We start from the raw sequence: 15,137 nt of genomic DNA, 5'->3' as shown, positions 1-15,137 counted from the left end.
ATCCCGGCGTGGCTCGGGGAAGTTCGGGGTGGGGCTCAGGCGCCCTGGGCACAGGGGGAGGACGGCCTTGGGGAGCGTCGTCGTATGGCTCGCTCGACCCGCATGGTGACCGCCTCCCTTCGTTCGTCAGAGTTCGTACGTGTGTGCCGGGGGATATCTATCCACGGAACGGCACCGGCCTGCAAGGGATTTAGAAACGCCTCCGGCCCGGCGGAGCGGGTGCTCCACCGGGCCGGACGTGAACGGCGAGGGGCGTCAGCTGACGACGGTGACCTCGCCGATGCCGAGTGCCCGCACGTCGTCGGCGATCACGGCCGCGTCGCCGACCAGGACGGTGACCAGGCGGTCCGGCGGGAAGGCCGCGACGACCGCCTCGGTGGCGGCGGCGGTGGGCAGTTCGGCGAGCTGCCGGTAGACCTCGGCCTGGTAGTCGTCCGCCAGGTGCTGCTCGACCTGGTCGGCCAGCGTGCCGGCCACCGAGCCCGCGGTCTCGTACTTCAGCGGGGCGACGCCGACCAGGAACTGCACGGCCTCGTCGCGCTCGGCGTCGGTCAGGCCCTCGGCGGCGAGGGTGCGCAGGATGGTCCAGGTGTCGGCGAGCGCCGGGGCGGTGGAGGCGGTGTCCACCGAGCCGCTGATGGCGATCAGCGAGCGCCCGCTGCCGTCGGCGGCGGAGCGCAGCGGCTGGGCGAAGGCGCGGACGCCGTAGGTGTAGCCCTTCTCCTCGCGCAGGACGCGGTCCAGGCGGGAGGTGAGGGTGCCGCCCAGGCAGTAGGTGCCGAGGCTCTGGGCCGCCCAGACCGGGTCGTGGCGGTCGGGACCGATCCGGCCGATGAGCACCTGGGTCTGGACGGAGCCGGGGCGGTCCACGATGACCACGCGGCCGTGGTCGTCGCCGGTGACCGGGGCGTGCGCGGCGGCCTCGGCGGCCGCGCCCTTCCAGGTGCCGAGGGTGCTCTCCAGGAGGGCGGGCAGGTCGACGCCGGTGAGGTCGCCGACCACGACGACGGTGCTGGTCGCGGGGCGCACGTGGGCCTCGTAGAAGGCCTTGACGGCGGCCCGGTCGATCGACTTGACGGTGTCGGCGGTGCCGGAGCGGGGCCGGGAGAGCCGGTCGGCGGCGTCGAACAGCTCGGCGTAGAGGGCCTTGGCGGCGCGCCGGGCGGGGTTGGCCTGCTCGTGGACGATCTCGTCCAGGCGGTTGGCGACCAGGCGCTCGATCTCGGCCTCGGGCAGCGCGGGGGCGCGCAGGGCGTCGGCGAGCAGGGAGAGGCCGCGCTGGAGCCGGGAGGCCGGGACCTCCAGGGAGACCCGGATGCACGGGTGGTCGGCGTGGGCGTCCAGGGTGGCGCCGGCGCGCTCCAGTTCGCCGGCGAACTCCTCGGCGCTGAGGGTGTCGGTGCCCTCGCTGAGGGCGCGGGCGAGGATGGCGGCGATGCCGTCGAGGCCCTCGGGTTCGGCGGCGAGCGGGGCGTCGAGGAGGACCTCGACGGCGACCAGCTGCTGGCCGGGCCGGTGGCAGTGCAGCACGGTGATGCCGTTGCCGAGCGCGGCCCGCTCGGGGGCGGGGAAGGCCCACGGGCTGGGGGTGCCGGGCTGCGGCTGGGGGTGGAAGGTCATGGCGGGGACGTAGTCGGTGCTCATACGGCGGCACCCTCCTCTTCGGAAGCGGCGTCGGAGTCGGCGTCGGCGTCGGCGGCGCTCTCGGTCGCGGTCGCGGTCTCGGCCTCGGCCTCGGCGGCGGTCGGCTCGTAGGCGAGGACGGCCCGGTTGTCGGGGTGGATCCTGGCCTCGGCGACGGCCCGGACCTCCTCGGCGGTGACGTCGAGGACCTTGGGGAGGGCGTCGTTCAGCAGCTTGGGGTCGCCGAACAGGACGGCGTAGCGGCAGAGTTCGTCGGCGCGGCCGGCGACGGTGGTGAGCCGGTCGAGCCATTCGCGCTCGATCTGGGCCTGGGCGCGCTCCAGTTCCTCGGGCGTGGGGCCCTCGGCGGCGAAGCGGGCGAGTTCCTCGTCGACGGCGGCGTCGATCTGCGCGAGGGTGGCGTCGCCGGAGGTCTTGACGTCGAGCCAGCCGAGGCTGGGGGCGCCGGCCAGGCGCAGCAGGCCGAAGCCGGCGGCGACGGCGGTGCGGTCGCGGCGGACGAGCCGGTTGTAGAGGCGGCTGGACTCGCCGCTGCCGAGGATGGTGAGGGCGAGGTCGGCGGCGTCGGCCTCGCGGGTGCCGTCGTGCGGGAGGCGGTAGGCGGCCATCAGGGCGCGGGAGGGGACGTCCTCGTGGATCTCCTCGCGGATCTCCCGGCCGATGGTGTCGGGGAGTTCGCCGGAGCGCGGCGGCTGCTTGCCGTCGTGGGCGGGGATGGTGCCGAAGTACTTCTCGACCCAGGCGATGGTCTGCTCGGGGTCGATGTCGCCGACGACGGAGAGCACGGCGTTGTTCGGCGCGTAGTACGTGCGGAAGAACGTCCGGGCGTCCTCCAGGGTGGCCGCGTCGAGGTCGGCCATGGAGCCGATCGGCGTGTGGTGGTACGGGTGGCCGTCGGGGAAGGACAGCGCGGTGAGCTTCTCGAACGCGGTGCCGTAGGGCACGTTGTCGTAGCGCTGGCGGCGCTCGTTCTTGACGACGTCGCGCTGGTTCTCCATGGAGGTGTCGTCGAGGGCGGCGAGCAGCGAGCCCATGCGGTCGGCCTCCAGCCAGAGGGCGAGCTCCAGCTGGTGGGCGGGCATGGTCTCGAAGTAGTTGGTGCGCTCGAAGCTGGTGGTGCCGTTGAGCGAGCCGCCGGCGCCCTGGACCAGTTCGAAGTGGCCGTTGTTGGAGACGTTGGCGGAGCCCTGGAACATCAGGTGCTCGAAGAGGTGCGCGAGGCCGGTGCGGCCCTTGACCTCGTGGCGGGAGCCCACGTCGTACCAGAGGCAGACGGCGGCGACCGGGGTGAGGTGGTCCTCGGAGAGGACGACGCGCAGGCCGTTGGCCAGGCGGTGCTCGGTGATGGCGATGCCTCGGCTGGAGGCGGGGGCCGGGTTGGCCATGCGCTCGGGTCCTTCCCGTCGTCGATGTCGGGGTTCGTGTGGCGTCCCCCATTGTGGTGCAACGTGCGGGAGCCGCGTTCGTGTCCGCGCGGACCGGGTCGTTCGCCAGGGGCTGAAGAGGGCCGCTGACCGGGAGTGTCCGCGCGAGGGTCCACAATGGGGGCGCCGCGCCCTGTCGACCGTGTCCGGTTGACGGGTTCGGCGACCGGCCGGCACGGACCGACCGACGTCCGACCGAGACACAGCCAGCGACACGTAAGGGAGCCCCGCCGCGATGGCCCGCCGCAGTTCGCAGACCCCGCCGCCCGGAGACTTCGAGGAGCGGATCCTCGACGTCGACGTCGTGGACGAGATGCAGGGCTCCTTCCTGGAGTACGCCTACTCGGTGATCTACTCGCGTGCGCTGCCCGACGCGCGGGACGGTCTGAAGCCGGTGCACCGCCGGATCCTGTACCAGGCCAACGAGATGGGCCTTCGTCCGGACCGCGCGCACGTGAAGTGCGCCCGTGTGGTGGGCGAGGTGATGGGCCGGCTGCACCCGCACGGTGACGCGTCGATCTACGACTCCGTGGTGCGCATGGCGCAGCCGTTCTCGATGCGGCTGCCGCTGATCGACGGGCACGGCAACTTCGGTTCGCTGGGCAACGACGACCCGCCGGCGGCGATGCGTTACACCGAGTCGCGGCTCACCGCGGCCTCGATGGCGATGGTGGAGTCGATCCACGAGGACACCGTCGACTTCGGTCCGAACTACGACGGCAGCGAGCAGGAGCCGCTGGCGCTGCCGGCGGCGTTCCCGAACCTGCTGGTGAACGGCGCGACGGGCATCGCGGTGGGCATGGCGACGAACATGCCGCCGCACAACCTGTCCGAGGTGGTGGCGGCGGCCCGGCACCTGATCAAGCACCCGAACGCCGACCTGGACACGCTGATGCGGTTCGTCCCCGGTCCCGACCTGCCGACCGGTGGGCGGATCGTGGGCCTGTCGGGCATCCGGGACGCGTACGAGTCGGGCCGCGGCACGTTCAAGATCCGGGCGACGACGACGATCGAGGCGGTGACGGCGCGCCGCAAGGGCATCGTGGTGACCGAGCTGCCGTACAACGTCGGCCCGGAGAAGGTCATCGCGAAGATCAAGGACCTGGTCAACGCGAAGAAGCTGCAGGGCATCGCGGACGTCAAGGACCTGACCGACCGCGAGCACGGGCTGCGGCTGGTCATCGAGGTGAAGAACGGCTTCGTGCCGGAGGCGCTGCTGGAGCAGCTCTACAAGCTGACGCCGATGGAGGAGACCTTCGGCATCAACAACGTGGCGCTGGTGGACGGGCAGCCGCTGACGCTGGGTCTGAAGGAGCTGCTGGAGGTCTACGTCGACCACCGCTTCACCGTGGTGCGCCGGCGCAGCGACTTCCGTCGCCGCAAGCGGCAGGAGCGGCTGCACCTGGTCGAGGGCCTGCTGGTGGCGCTGCTCGACATCGACGAGGTCATCGCGATCATCCGGTCGAGTGACAACGCGCAGCAGGCGAAGGAGCGCCTGATGGAGCGCTTCTCGCTGTCGGAGACGCAGACGGCGTACATCCTGGACACCCCGCTGCGCCGGCTGACCAGGTTCGACCGGGTCGAGCTGGAGCAGGAGCAGGAGAAGCTCAACTCGGAGATCGCGGACCTGACCGAGATCCTGGAGTCGGACACCAAGCTGCGCAGCGTGGTGTCCTCCGAACTCGGCGCGGTGGCCAAGCAGTTCGGCACCGAGCGGCGGACGGTCCTGCTGGAGGCGGGCGCGGCGCCGTCGGCGGCGCTGTCGGTGTCGCTGGAGGTCGCGGACGACCCGTGCCGGGTGCTGCTGTCCTCGACGGGCCTGCTGGCGCGTACGGCGGACGGCGAGCCGTTCGAGCTGTCGGAGAAGCGTTCCAAGCACGACGTGATCGTGTCGGCGGTGCACGCGACGGCGCGTGCGGACGTGGGTGTGGTGACGTCGGCGGGCCGGGTGCTGCGGCTGCCGGTGATCGACCTGCCGGCGCTGCCGCCGACGCCGTCGCCGAACCTGGCCGGCGGTGCCGCGGTGGGCGAGTTCCTGCGGCTGGAGGCCGGCGAGCGGGTGCTGGCGCTGACCACGCTGGACGAGTCCTCGCCGGGGCTGGCGCTGGGCACCCTGCAGGGCGTGGTGAAGCGGGTGGTGCCGGAGTGGCCGGCGAACAAGGACGAGTTCGAGGTGATCGCCCTCAAGGAGGGTGACGAGTTGATCGGCGCGGTCGAACTGCGCACCGGCGACGAGGACCTGGTCTTCATCGCCTCGGACGCCCAGCTGCTGCGCTACCCGGCGGGCCAGGTCCGTCCGCAGGGCCGCCCGGCCGGCGGCATGGCGGGCATCAAGCTGACCGACGGTGCCCGGGTGCTCTCCTTCACGGCGGTGGACCCGTCCGCGGACGCCGTGGTGGTCTCGGTGGCCACGGCCACCGGCACGCTGTCCGACGGCGAGCAGACCACCTGGAAGGTCACCCCGTTCGAGCAGTACCCGCGCAAGGGCCGCGCCACCGGCGGTGTGCGCTGCCAGCGCTTCCTGCGCGGCGAGGACGCCCTCGCCTTCGCGTGGGCCGGCGCCGCCCCGGCCCACGCGGCCACCGCCAAGGGCGTCCCGGTCGACCTGCCGGAGCGCGACCCGCGTCGTGACGGCTCGGGCACCCCGGTCACCACCCCGGTCGCGGTGGTCGCCGGCCCGGCGTAACGGCGCGCGGACGGAGGGAGGGGCGCCCGCGGGTGGCCCTCCCTCCGCCGTTCCCTGGGCTGTCCACCGTTCCCGGGGCTCTCCGTTCCCCGGCTCGGTGGCCGCGGTGGCAGGTGAGGGTAGCCTTGCCCGCGTGAGCACCTGTGCGACCGTGTCGCGTGAACTTTCGGAGCCGCTGGCCGCGACGGCGGCGGTGGCGAGCACCTGGCTGCTGGTGGAGCAGAACGGGCCGTGGGGTGCGAAGGCGCTGAGCGAGAGCCACCTGGACGCGGCGGTCGGGCGGGCGCTGGAGGAGGCCGCGGCGGGGACGGGCGTGCGGGTGGCGCTGGTCCGGCGGCCGGGCCGGCACGCGGACTGCCTGCCGACGGCGCGGCACGAGGTGATCGTGGCCCACACGCTGCCCGGCCGCGGCTGGGTGCGCCGGGCGCAGGTGGCGGACCCGGCGGAGCTGCTGGGGCTGGACTTCGCGGCGCTGGGCGCCGGCGACCACACGGGTTTCGGGGCGGAGCACGTCGGCGGCCCGCTGGCCCTGGTGTGCACCAACGGGCGGCGGGACCGCTGCTGCGCGCTGCTGGGCCGTCCGCTCGCGGCGGAGCTGGCCGCGGCCGGGCACAGCGAGGTGTGGGAGGTGACCCACCTGGGCGGGCACCGCTTCTCCCCGACGATGCTGGTGCTGCCGTACGGCTACGCGTACGGGCGGCTGACGCCGGAGAGCGCCAAGGAGGTCCTGGCGGCGACGGCGGCCGGGCACGTGGTGCCGGAGTGGTCGCGGGGCTGCTCGGGGTGGGAGCGTCCGGGGCAGGCGGCCGAGCACGCGGTGCGGCTGGCGACCGGCGAGACCGCGGTGGACGCGCTGACGCTGACCCAGCGGCCGGACGGCGAGGGCCGCTGGCTGGTGGGGGTGCTGCACCGGGACGGCCGGGCCTGGGAGGTGGACGTGATCGAGGCGGTGAGCGAGCCGGCGCGTCCGGAGAGCTGCGGCAAGGCGGCGGGGACGCCGTCGCGGATGGACGTGCTGTCCGTCCGGGGAGTCTGACGAGAGGCCGGGGAGTCCCCGCGTTCGGGGAACGGGTCACGGCCCCGCGTTCGGGGAACGGGTCACGGCCCCGCGCCCGTGGGGGTGGGCGCGGGACCGCGGCAACGGGGGCGGCCCGCTCAGCCGGTGGCCTTGCCGACGAACTCCGTGGTGTACGTCCTGGACAGGTCGATCGAGCCCTCCTTGCCCTTGACGTCCGGGTGGAAGGCGGCGAGCACCGCGAGCACCGTCTTCGGCCCGTCGGCCGGCATCACGCCGTCCGTGGTGAACATCGGCAGCGTCGCCTTGATCGCCGCCGCGTACTGCTCGGCGCCGCCCTGGCCGTAGTCGGCGGGCATCTTCGCGGCGATCTCCTCGGGGGTGTGGGTGGACATCCACTTGAGGGTCTTCACGAAGGCGTTGGCGAGCTTCTGGGTGGTGTCCTTGTTCTTCTCCACCCAGTCGGTGTTCATGTAGAGCGAGGACGAGGGGTACAGCCCGCCGAGCGCCTGGCGCGAGCCCTCGGGGGTGCGCATGTCGTAGAGGACCTTGCCGAGGCCCTTGTCCAGGACGGTGGCGACGGTCGGGTCGGTGGTCATCCCGGCGTCGATGCTGCCCTGCTGGAGGGCGGCGATGAAGGTCTGCCCGGCGCCGACCGCGATCGGGCTGAACTCGCTGACGGCGGTGCCGTTCTTGACCGCGAGGTACTTGGTGAGGAAGTCGGTCGAGGAGCCGATGCTGGTGACGCCGAGCTTCTTGCCCTTGAAGTCGGCGCCGGACCGGACGGCGTCGGCCTGCTTGGTGGAGACCACCTCGACCTCGCCGGGCGCCTGGGAGAACTGCACCACGGACTCGACGTGCTTGCCCTTGGCCTGCAGGTCGATGGTGTGGTCGTAGAAGCCGACGGCGCCCTGGACGTCCCCGGCGAGCAGGGCGGTGGTGGCGTTGACACCGGCGGGCTCGGTCATCAGCTCGACGTTGACGCCGGCCTCGGCGAAGTAGCCGAGCCGCTGGGTGAGCATCGCGGGGAGGTAGATGACCTTGTCCAGGCCGCCGACCATGATCTTGACCTTGGGCCCGTCGACCTCCTGCCCGGCGGGGGCGGCGACCGCGCCGTGGCCGGCGGCGGCGTCGTTGGCGCAGGCGGAGAGCGGGAGGATCAGGGCGGCGGCGAGGGCGGCGGCGGCGACTCTGCCGGTCGGGTTGGGGCGCATGGGTGGGGATGCCTCTCTCTTCTTGCCGGCGGGGGTCAGCGGCTCTGGCCGGCGGCGGGGTCAGCAGCGGGGGTCAGCGGCTCGGGCCGACGGGGGTCAGCGGCCGTCGCCCGCGTCGGCGGGCTTCCAGCGGAACAGCTTCTTCTCGGCGAAGGTCAGCAGCCCCTCGGTGAGCAGCGCGACGACGGCGAGGATGGTCATGGCCGCGTACACGCCGGCCGCGTTGAAGGTGCCCTGGGCGGCGGCGACCATCAGGCCGAGGCCCTTGGTGGCGCCGATGTACTCGCCGACGATGGCGCCGATCAGCGCGAAGCCGAAGCTCACGTGCAGGCTGGTGAAGATCCAGGTGGTGGCGGCGGGGATGACCACCTGGAAGGTGACCTTGCGGTTGTCGGCGCCCAGGATGCGGGCGTTGGCGACGAGGTTGCGGTCCACCTCGCGGGCGCCCTGGAAGGCGTTGAAGAACACCGGGAAGAACACCAGCACCACGGCGGAGGCGACCTTGGAGGCCGGGCCGAGGCCGAACCAGATCAGGAAGATCGGCGCGAGCACGATCCGCGGGATCGCGTTGAGCACCTTGATGTACGGCCCGAACACGTCGGCCAGGAAGCGGATCCGGCCGAGCGCGATGCCCAGCAGGACACCGCCGACGACGCCGATCACCCAGCCGGTGAGGGCCTCGTACAGGGTGTAGCCGATCTGTTCGCCGAGCGAGCCCTGCGCGGTGCCGTGGGTGATCCACTGCCAGATCTGGTCCCAGATCCTCGACGGCTGCGAGAAGTTGAACGGGTCGATGACGTCCGTGCGGGCGCAGACCTCCCAGAGCCCGAGGAAGGCGACCAGGACCGCCACCCGGGCGCCGTAGACACCCAACTTCCGGTTGCGGGCGGCCCGTTGTCGGGCCTCGGTTCTCGTCGTGACGGCCGGGGGCTTCCCGGCGCCGGGCACCGCGTTCTCGGGCGCGGTCTCGGACGTGGTCTCGGTCTCAAGCGGCACGACCCGCTCCTCTCTCCCGGGTGATGCGCACCTCTTCGCCGAGCGAGGCCCAGATCTCGCGGTACAGCTCGACGAACCTCGGCTCCAGCCGGACGGCCTCCACGGTGCGCGGTCGTGGCAGGTCGACGGTGAAGACCTCCTTGACGGTGGCCGGTCCGGCGGTCATGACGACGACCCGGTCGGCGAGCGCGATGGCCTCGTCCAGGTCGTGGGTGACGAAGACGACCGACGAGCCCGTTCCGGCCCACAGCTCCAGCAGCTGGTCCGACATGAGGGCGCGGGTCTGCACGTCCAGCGCCGAGAACGGCTCGTCCATCAGCAGGATCGCCGGGTCGTTGACGAAGGTCTGGGCGAGCGCGACGCGCTTGCGCATGCCGCCGGACAGCTGGTGCGGGTAGCGGTCCTCGAAGGCGGCCAGGCCGACCCGGCCCAGCCAGTCCCTGGCCCGTTCCCTGGCCTCGGCGGCCGGCACGCCGCGGAAGCGCGGGCCGGCCATGACGTTGGACAGGACGGTGCGCCAGGGGAAGACGGCGTCCTGCTGGAACACGAACCCGACCTTGGGGTCGATCCCGGTGACGGGCTCGCCGTACACCCTGACCTCGCCCTCGGTGGGCTCCTCCAGTCCGCTGACCAGGGTCAGCGTGGTCGACTTGCCGCAGCCGGTGGGCCCGACGACGGCGACGAACTCGCCCTGGGCGACGGTCAGATCGAGATCGCGGACGGCGGTGTGCAGGGCCCCGGACGGGGTGCGGAACCGTTTGGTCGCGCCGGTCAGCTCGATCGCCGGGGTCTTGCTCATGCGTTCCTCCCGGATAAGTGCTTGCCCCGGAAAGGTAGGAGCGCGCCGGCCCCGGCGGGAGCCTTCTCCGCGTAGTGCGGGTTCTCCGCGTTGAGGGCTGTTCTGCTCGTTTTGCTTCCGCTACAACTGCGGGGACGCGGCTGACAGAAACACGCCGGAAACGTAAGGTGTCCCGATCCCCGCCCCCGCGGGCCGACACCACCACCCCCTCGGAACACCCCCACCCCCTCGGAACGCCCCCGGAACGCCCCCACCCCCACGGAACGGTCCGCAGAACCGCCCGAAGCCGCCGAGAGGAGGCCCGGATGAAGCTCCCCCACTGGCCCCGCCGGGTCTTCGCGCAGCTGCTGCTGAGCCAGACCGTCGTCACCGTCGGTGTCACCGCCGTGACCGCCGGGCTGTTCCTGGCCCCGGTCAGCAGCGAGCTGGACCACGACGCGATGCAGCGGGCGCTGTCGATCGCCCAGGCCACCGCCACCGACGAGACCATCGCCCGGGCCGCCGCCGCCCGCGACGTGGTGACCGCGCAGCGCAACGCCGAGCAGATCCGCCTGGCCACCGGCGCCAGTTTCGTGGTGGTCACCGACCTGGACGGGATCCGGCTCTCGCACACCGACCCGGGCCGGATCGGCCACCGGGTCAGCACCGACCCGGAGCCCGCGCTGGGCGGCCGCAGCGTCACCGCGATCCAGCAGGGCACCCTGGGCCGCACCGCCCGCGGCAAGGTGCCGCTGCGGATGGCGGACGGCCGGATCGTCGGCGAGGTGTCGGTCGGGATCAGCGACGACTCGATCCGCCGCCGGCTGCTGAAGATGCTCACCGGCATCCTGCTGTGCGCGGGCGCAGGGTTGGCCGCCGGGACCGTCGCCACGCTGGCCCTGGCCCGCCGGCTCAAGCGCCGCACCCACAACATCGCGCTGGCCGACATCTCCGCGCTGCTGGTGGAGCGGGAGGCGATGCTGCACGGCATCCGCGAGGGAATGGTGGCGCTGGACGAGCGGGGCCGGATCCGGCTGGCCAACGACGAGGCGGTCCGGCTGCTCGGCCTGCCGGAGGACTGCGCCGGCCGCCCGATCGACCGGGTGCTGCCACCGGGCCGGCTGGCCGACGTGCTCACCGGGCGGATCACCGGCGCCGACCTGCCGGCCGTCCGGGACGACCGGGTGCTGGTGGTCAACCGGATGGCCACCCCCGAGGGCGGCGCGGTGGTCACGCTGCGCGACCGCACCGAGCTGGAGTCGCTGGTGCGCGAACTGGACACCACCCGCAGCCTGACCGAGGCGCTGCGGGCCCAGGACCACGAGCACGCCAACCGGATGCACACCCTGCTGGGCCTGCTCGAGCTGGGCCGCCACGAGCAGGCGGTGGCGTTCATCTCGGAGCAGTCCGGCTCGCACGCCGTGGTCGCCGCCCGGATCGCCGAGCAGGTGCAGGACCCGCACGTCGCGGCGCTGCTGGCGGGCAAGACCGCGGTGGCGGGCGAGCGCGGGGTCCGGCTGGCGCTGGCCCCGGCGGCGCACCTGCCGGACACGGTGGTGGACGCCCGAGCGCTGGTGACGGTGCTCGGCAACCTGGTCGACAACGCGGTCGACGCGGTGACGCCCGGTGGGAGCGGCCGGGTGGAGGTGAGCCTGGCGGCGGCCGGCTCCACCCTGCTGCTGCAGGTCGCGGACAGCGGCCCGGGCGTGCCGGAGGAGCTGCGCGAGCAGGTCTTCGAGGAGGGGTGGACCAGCAAGGACGCACCCGCGCACCGTCCGCGCGGGCTGGGGCTGGCGATGGTGCGGCGGCTGGTCGAACGGACCGGCGGCCGGATCGTGCTCGACACCGGGCCGCTGGGCGGCGCCCGGTTCACCGTCGAACTGCCCGAGGCCCTGCTCACCGACCGGCTCGTGGAGGCGTGATGATCGACGTACTCGTGGTGGACGACGACTTCCGGGTCGCCGACGTGCACGCCGCGTACGTGGCCAAGGTGCCCGGCTTCCGGGTCACCGGCACCGCGCACTCGGCCGGGGAGGCGCTAGCCGCGCTGGAACGCCGCCCGGTGGACCTGCTGCTGCTCGACCACCACCTGCCCGACGAGACCGGACTGGCCCTGGTGCGCCGGCTCCGGGACCGCCAGGTGGCCTGCGACGTGATGATGGTGACCGCCGCCCGGGACGTGTCCACGGTGCACGCCGCCATGCAGCACGGCGCGCTGCAGTACCTGGTCAAGCCGTTCACCTTCGCCGGCCTGCGCGAGAAGCTGGTGGCGTACGCGCAGCTGCGGCACGCGTTGGCCGCGCCCGCCCGGGAGGCGGGCCAGGACGAGGTGGACCGGCTGTTCGCGACCCTGCGCAGCGCCGCCGCCCCGACCGGGCCCCTGCCCAAGGGCCACTCGGCGCCGACCACCGACCTGGTGATGGGGGTGCTGCGCCGGGCGGGCCGGCCGCTGTCCGCCCAGGAGGTCGCGGACGCCACCGGGCTGAGCCGCTCCACCGCGCAGCGCTACCTCAAGCAGCTGGAACGCGACAGCCGGCTGCGGCTGACCCTGCGCTACGGCGACACCGGCCGCCCGGAGCACCGCTACGGGCTGGCGGCCCGGGCCTAGGGCGTGTCTGACAATTCGCGTCGGATCAGCGCGCGGCGTTGGGGTGCGTGCATCGCAAGGCGGAGGAGGGAGTCCATGCGGAGCATCGGCGACCGACGACAACGCGGCGAGGTGCGCTTGTGCCCTGGGGGTACCTCCCGGCCGAAGGCTGGGGGAGCGTCGCGCGCCCGGCGGGAATTGTCAGACCCGCCCTAACCCCGGCTGCCCGGATCCGCCCCCGGACAGGCGGGAACCCCGGCGGCCCCAGGCCCGCCGGGGTTCCCCGGGGCGCGACGGCTCAGGCCGCGCCCGCACCGGTGAGGGCACGCACCTCCAGCTCGGCGAAGCGGTCCGGGTCGGCCGGCTCGGGCGAGGTGATCGTCCCGATCCAGCCCGCCAGGAACCCGAGCGGGATCGAGACGATGCCGGGGTTCTCCAGCGGGAACCAGTGGAAGTCGACACCGGGGAACAGCGCCACCTTGGTGCCCGAGACCACCGGCGAGAAGAACACCAGCACGATGGCCGGGACCAGCCCGCCGTACACCGACCAGACCGCACCCCGGGCGGTGAACCGCGACCAGAACAGGCTGTACAGCAGGACGGGCAGGTTGGCCGAGGCCGCGACGGCGAAGGCCAGGCCGACCAGGAAGGCGACGTTCAGCTGCTGGGCGTAGAGGCTGATCACGATCGCCGCCGCGCCGATCCCGCCGGCCGCGAACCGGGCGACCACGACCTCCTGCTGCTCGCCGGCCGCGGGCCCCGGGTCCTCGCCCGACCGGGAGGCCGGGACGCCCTCGGCCGCCGGCCGGCTCACCCGCCCGCGCAGGCCGGCCCGTTGCCGCCCCGTCCGCTCCCGCCGTGGCCGGTTGCGCCAGGCCCCGGCCCAGATGTCGTGGGCGAAGGCCGCCGAGGAGGCCAGGGTCAGCCCGGCGACCACGGCCAGGATGGTGGCGAAGGCGATCGCCGAGATCAGCGCGAACAGCACCACCCCGCCGGTGCTGCCGTTGCCGCCGCCGAGCACCAGGGCGAGCAGCGGGACGGCGGTGTTCCCGGCCGAGTTGGCGTGCCGCACCTCGGCCGAGCCGACCAGCGCGGTGGCGCCGAGGCCGAGCGCGATGGCCATCAGGTAGAAGCCGCCGACCAGGCCGATCGCCCACATCGTGGAGCGCCGGGCGGCCCGCGCGGTGGGCACGGTGTAGAAGCGGGACAGGATGTGCGGCAGGCCCGCGGTGCCGAGCACCAGGGCGAGGCCGAGGCTGAAGAAGTCCAGCCGGCTGGTGAAGGTCTTGCCGTACTTGAGCCCGGGCTCCAGGTAGCGGCGCCCGGCGCCGCTGTGCTGCGCCGCCTGGCGCATCAGCTCGCCGAGGTCGCCGTGGAAGCGGACCACGAGCAGCACGGTGAGCAGCACCGAGCCGGTGACCAGCAGGAAGGCCTTGATGATCTGGATCCAGGTGGTGGCCCGCATCCCGCCGATCGTGACGTAGACGATCATCAGGGCGCCGACCGCGATGATCGTCCAGGTCCGGGCGGCCGGGCTGTCGGTGCCGAGCAGCAGGGCGACCAGCGAACCGGCGCCGACCATCTGGGCGACCAGGTAGAGCAGGGTCACGACGACGCTGGCGCCGCCGGCCGCGGCGCGCACCTTGCGCCGGCGCAGCCGCAGCGCGAGCACGTCGGCGAGGGTGTACCGGCCGGCGTTGCGGACCAGCTCGGCGACCAGCATCAGCACGACCAGCCAGGCGACCAGGAAGCCGATGCTGTAGAGCACGCCGTCGTAGCCGTACAGGGCGATCAGCCCGGCGACGCCCAGGAAGGAGGCGGCGGACAGGTAGTCGCCGGAGAGCGCGAAGCCGTTCTGCAGCGGGGTGAAGTCGCGGCCGCCGGCGTAGAAGTCCTCGGCGGCGTTGCCCCGGCGGCCGACCCAGAGGGTGATGCCCAGGGTGACCAGGACGACGACGGCGAACAGCGCGATCGCGAGCGAGTGGTGGTCGCCGGTGGGGGCGACGGGGGGCGGGGTGGCGGTCGTCAGCACGGTCGTCACCGTGTTCTTCACCGCGCCGGTCATCAGGGTGGTCATCACGCTCGTCATCGCAGTTGGTCCTGGGTGTCCCAGCGCAGCCCCAGGGCGGCGCGGTCGCGCTTGGTCCGGGCGTTGCGGGCGTAGAGCCAGGTGAGCAGGAAGGTGGAGGCGAACTGCAGCAGGCCCAGCAGCCAGGCGACGTTGAACGGCCCGGCCACCTGGATGCGCATCAGGCCGGGGGCGGCGGCCTGGGCGGCGACGTACATCAGGTACCAGCCGAGGAAGACGCCGGAGACCGGGAAGACGAACGACCGGTAGCTGTGGCGGATGTCCTGGAAGGCGGCGCTGGCCTGGACGGCCCGGTAGACCTCGGTGCTGTCGGTGGTGGCGGCCGGGGCGGCCTCGGCCGCCGGGACCGCCGCCGGGACCGGGGTGTCCCGCCGGTCCGCCGGTCCCGCGGACCGGCCCGCCGGAGCGCTGCCGGCCACCGGCTCGGCCGTGGCCGGCGCCGGTGACCGCTCCGCCCGGACGGGGGCCGTCCGGGCGGGTGCGGGCTGCGCCGGTACGGCCGGTCGGCGGTGCGGGGCCGGCGGCTCGGACGGGGTGCCGGACGGGGCACCGGGCGAGGGGACGCCGGACAGAGCGGCACCGGGCACAGGGGGGTCGGACGGGACGGCGTCCGACGGGGTGGCGGCAGCCGGAGCGGCCCACCAGTCGAAACGCTGCCCCTGACCGGGACTGCTCGTCTGCTGCTGTGGCACTGCTGCTCCTGC

Annotated in this window: 11 protein-coding genes; 4 read left to right on the top strand and 7 right to left on the bottom strand. The window is 73.4% G+C overall.

Annotation, left to right across the window (positions count from 1 at the left end):
- Positions 1–255 precede the first annotated feature (255 nt).
- Both IE332_RS29910 and IE332_RS29905 read right to left on the bottom strand, forming a co-directional pair.
- Positions 256–1,620, bottom strand: coding sequence for a M16 family metallopeptidase (locus tag IE332_RS29910; protein WP_189922470.1), 1,365 nt, complete (start codon positions 1,618–1,620; stop codon positions 256–258).
- 20 nt (positions 1,621–1,640) lie between these two features.
- Positions 1,641–3,029, bottom strand: coding sequence for a M16 family metallopeptidase (locus IE332_RS29905; RefSeq protein ID WP_229929024.1), 1,389 nt, complete (start codon positions 3,027–3,029; stop codon positions 1,641–1,643).
- A gap of 274 nt (positions 3,030–3,303) precedes the next feature.
- On the opposite strand from IE332_RS29905, the gene IE332_RS29900 reads away from it, so the two are divergent.
- Positions 3,304–5,754 (top strand): DNA gyrase/topoisomerase IV subunit A, encoded by a 2,451-nt coding sequence (locus tag IE332_RS29900; protein WP_189922401.1) that lies wholly within the window; start codon positions 3,304–3,306, stop codon positions 5,752–5,754.
- A 133-nt stretch (positions 5,755–5,887) separates the two neighbouring features.
- Positions 5,888–6,790 carry a ferredoxin family protein gene (locus IE332_RS29895; protein WP_189922400.1) on the top strand — a complete coding sequence of 301 codons (903 nt, stop codon included), beginning with the start codon at positions 5,888–5,890 and terminating at the stop codon, positions 6,788–6,790.
- Positions 6,791–6,909: 119 nt separating this feature from the next.
- Here the strand turns inward: IE332_RS29895 and IE332_RS29890 are convergent, their stop codons facing one another.
- From IE332_RS29890 to IE332_RS29880, 3 genes are all read right to left on the bottom strand, one after another.
- The gene (locus IE332_RS29890) at positions 6,910–7,983 is read right to left on the bottom strand and encodes an ABC transporter substrate-binding protein (protein ID WP_189922398.1); all 1,074 of its coding nucleotides are present in this window, start codon (positions 7,981–7,983) and stop codon (positions 6,910–6,912) included.
- A 96-nt stretch (positions 7,984–8,079) separates the two neighbouring features.
- On the bottom strand, positions 8,080–8,931 hold the full coding sequence (locus tag IE332_RS29885) for an ABC transporter permease (protein WP_189922468.1): 852 nt from the start codon (positions 8,929–8,931) through the stop codon (positions 8,080–8,082).
- A gap of 37 nt (positions 8,932–8,968) precedes the next feature.
- The gene (locus IE332_RS29880; protein ID WP_189922396.1) at positions 8,969–9,778 is read right to left on the bottom strand and encodes an ABC transporter ATP-binding protein; all 810 of its coding nucleotides are present in this window, start codon (positions 9,776–9,778) and stop codon (positions 8,969–8,971) included.
- A 305-nt stretch (positions 9,779–10,083) separates the two neighbouring features.
- Between IE332_RS29880 and IE332_RS29875 the strand changes: the two genes are divergently transcribed.
- Complete coding sequence (locus IE332_RS29875; RefSeq protein ID WP_189922394.1) at positions 10,084–11,679, top strand: sensor histidine kinase; 1,596 nt, start codon at positions 10,084–10,086, stop codon at positions 11,677–11,679.
- Positions 11,679–12,365 carry a response regulator gene (locus IE332_RS29870; protein ID WP_189922392.1) on the top strand — a complete coding sequence of 229 codons (687 nt, stop codon included), beginning with the start codon at positions 11,679–11,681 and terminating at the stop codon, positions 12,363–12,365. Before IE332_RS29875 ends, IE332_RS29870 begins: the two co-directional genes overlap by 1 nt.
- A 277-nt stretch (positions 12,366–12,642) precedes the next feature.
- Here the strand turns inward: IE332_RS29870 and IE332_RS29865 are convergent, their stop codons facing one another.
- A complete protein-coding gene (locus IE332_RS29865) occupies positions 12,643–14,433 on the bottom strand; it encodes a solute symporter family protein (protein ID WP_229929023.1) in 1,791 nt (596 codons plus the stop codon).
- Entirely contained in the window at positions 14,430–15,125 is a 696-nt protein-coding gene (locus IE332_RS41350) for a DUF485 domain-containing protein (RefSeq protein ID WP_229929022.1), read from the bottom strand. Before IE332_RS41350 ends, IE332_RS29865 begins: the two co-directional genes overlap by 4 nt.
- Positions 15,126–15,137: the final 12 nt, after the last annotated feature.

The sequence above is a fragment of the Kitasatospora xanthocidica genome (genome assembly GCF_014656195.1).
GTDB lineage: Bacteria > Actinomycetota > Actinomycetes > Streptomycetales > Streptomycetaceae > Kitasatospora > Kitasatospora xanthocidica.
This window is presented reverse-complemented; position numbering and strand designations above follow the sequence as displayed.

Excerpts from the sequence above, each read along its gene's own strand:
- IE332_RS29910 (WP_189922470.1), bottom strand. The coding sequence starts at position 1,620 with ATGACCTTCCACCCCCAGCCGCAGCCCGGCACCCCCAGCCCGTGGGCC.
- IE332_RS29905 (WP_229929024.1), bottom strand. The coding sequence starts at position 3,029 with ATGGCCAACCCGGCCCCCGCCTCCAGCCGAGGCATCGCCATCACCGAG.
- IE332_RS29900 (WP_189922401.1), top strand. The coding sequence starts at position 3,304 with ATGGCCCGCCGCAGTTCGCAGACCCCGCCGCCCGGAGACTTCGAGGAG.
- IE332_RS29890 (WP_189922398.1), bottom strand. The coding sequence starts at position 7,983 with ATGCGCCCCAACCCGACCGGCAGAGTCGCCGCCGCCGCCCTCGCCGCC.
- IE332_RS29880 (WP_189922396.1), bottom strand. The coding sequence starts at position 9,778 with ATGAGCAAGACCCCGGCGATCGAGCTGACCGGCGCGACCAAACGGTTC.
- IE332_RS29875 (WP_189922394.1), top strand. The coding sequence starts at position 10,084 with ATGAAGCTCCCCCACTGGCCCCGCCGGGTCTTCGCGCAGCTGCTGCTG.
- IE332_RS29870 (WP_189922392.1), top strand. The coding sequence starts at position 11,679 with ATGATCGACGTACTCGTGGTGGACGACGACTTCCGGGTCGCCGACGTG.
- IE332_RS29865 (WP_229929023.1), bottom strand. The coding sequence starts at position 14,433 with ATGACGAGCGTGATGACCACCCTGATGACCGGCGCGGTGAAGAACACG.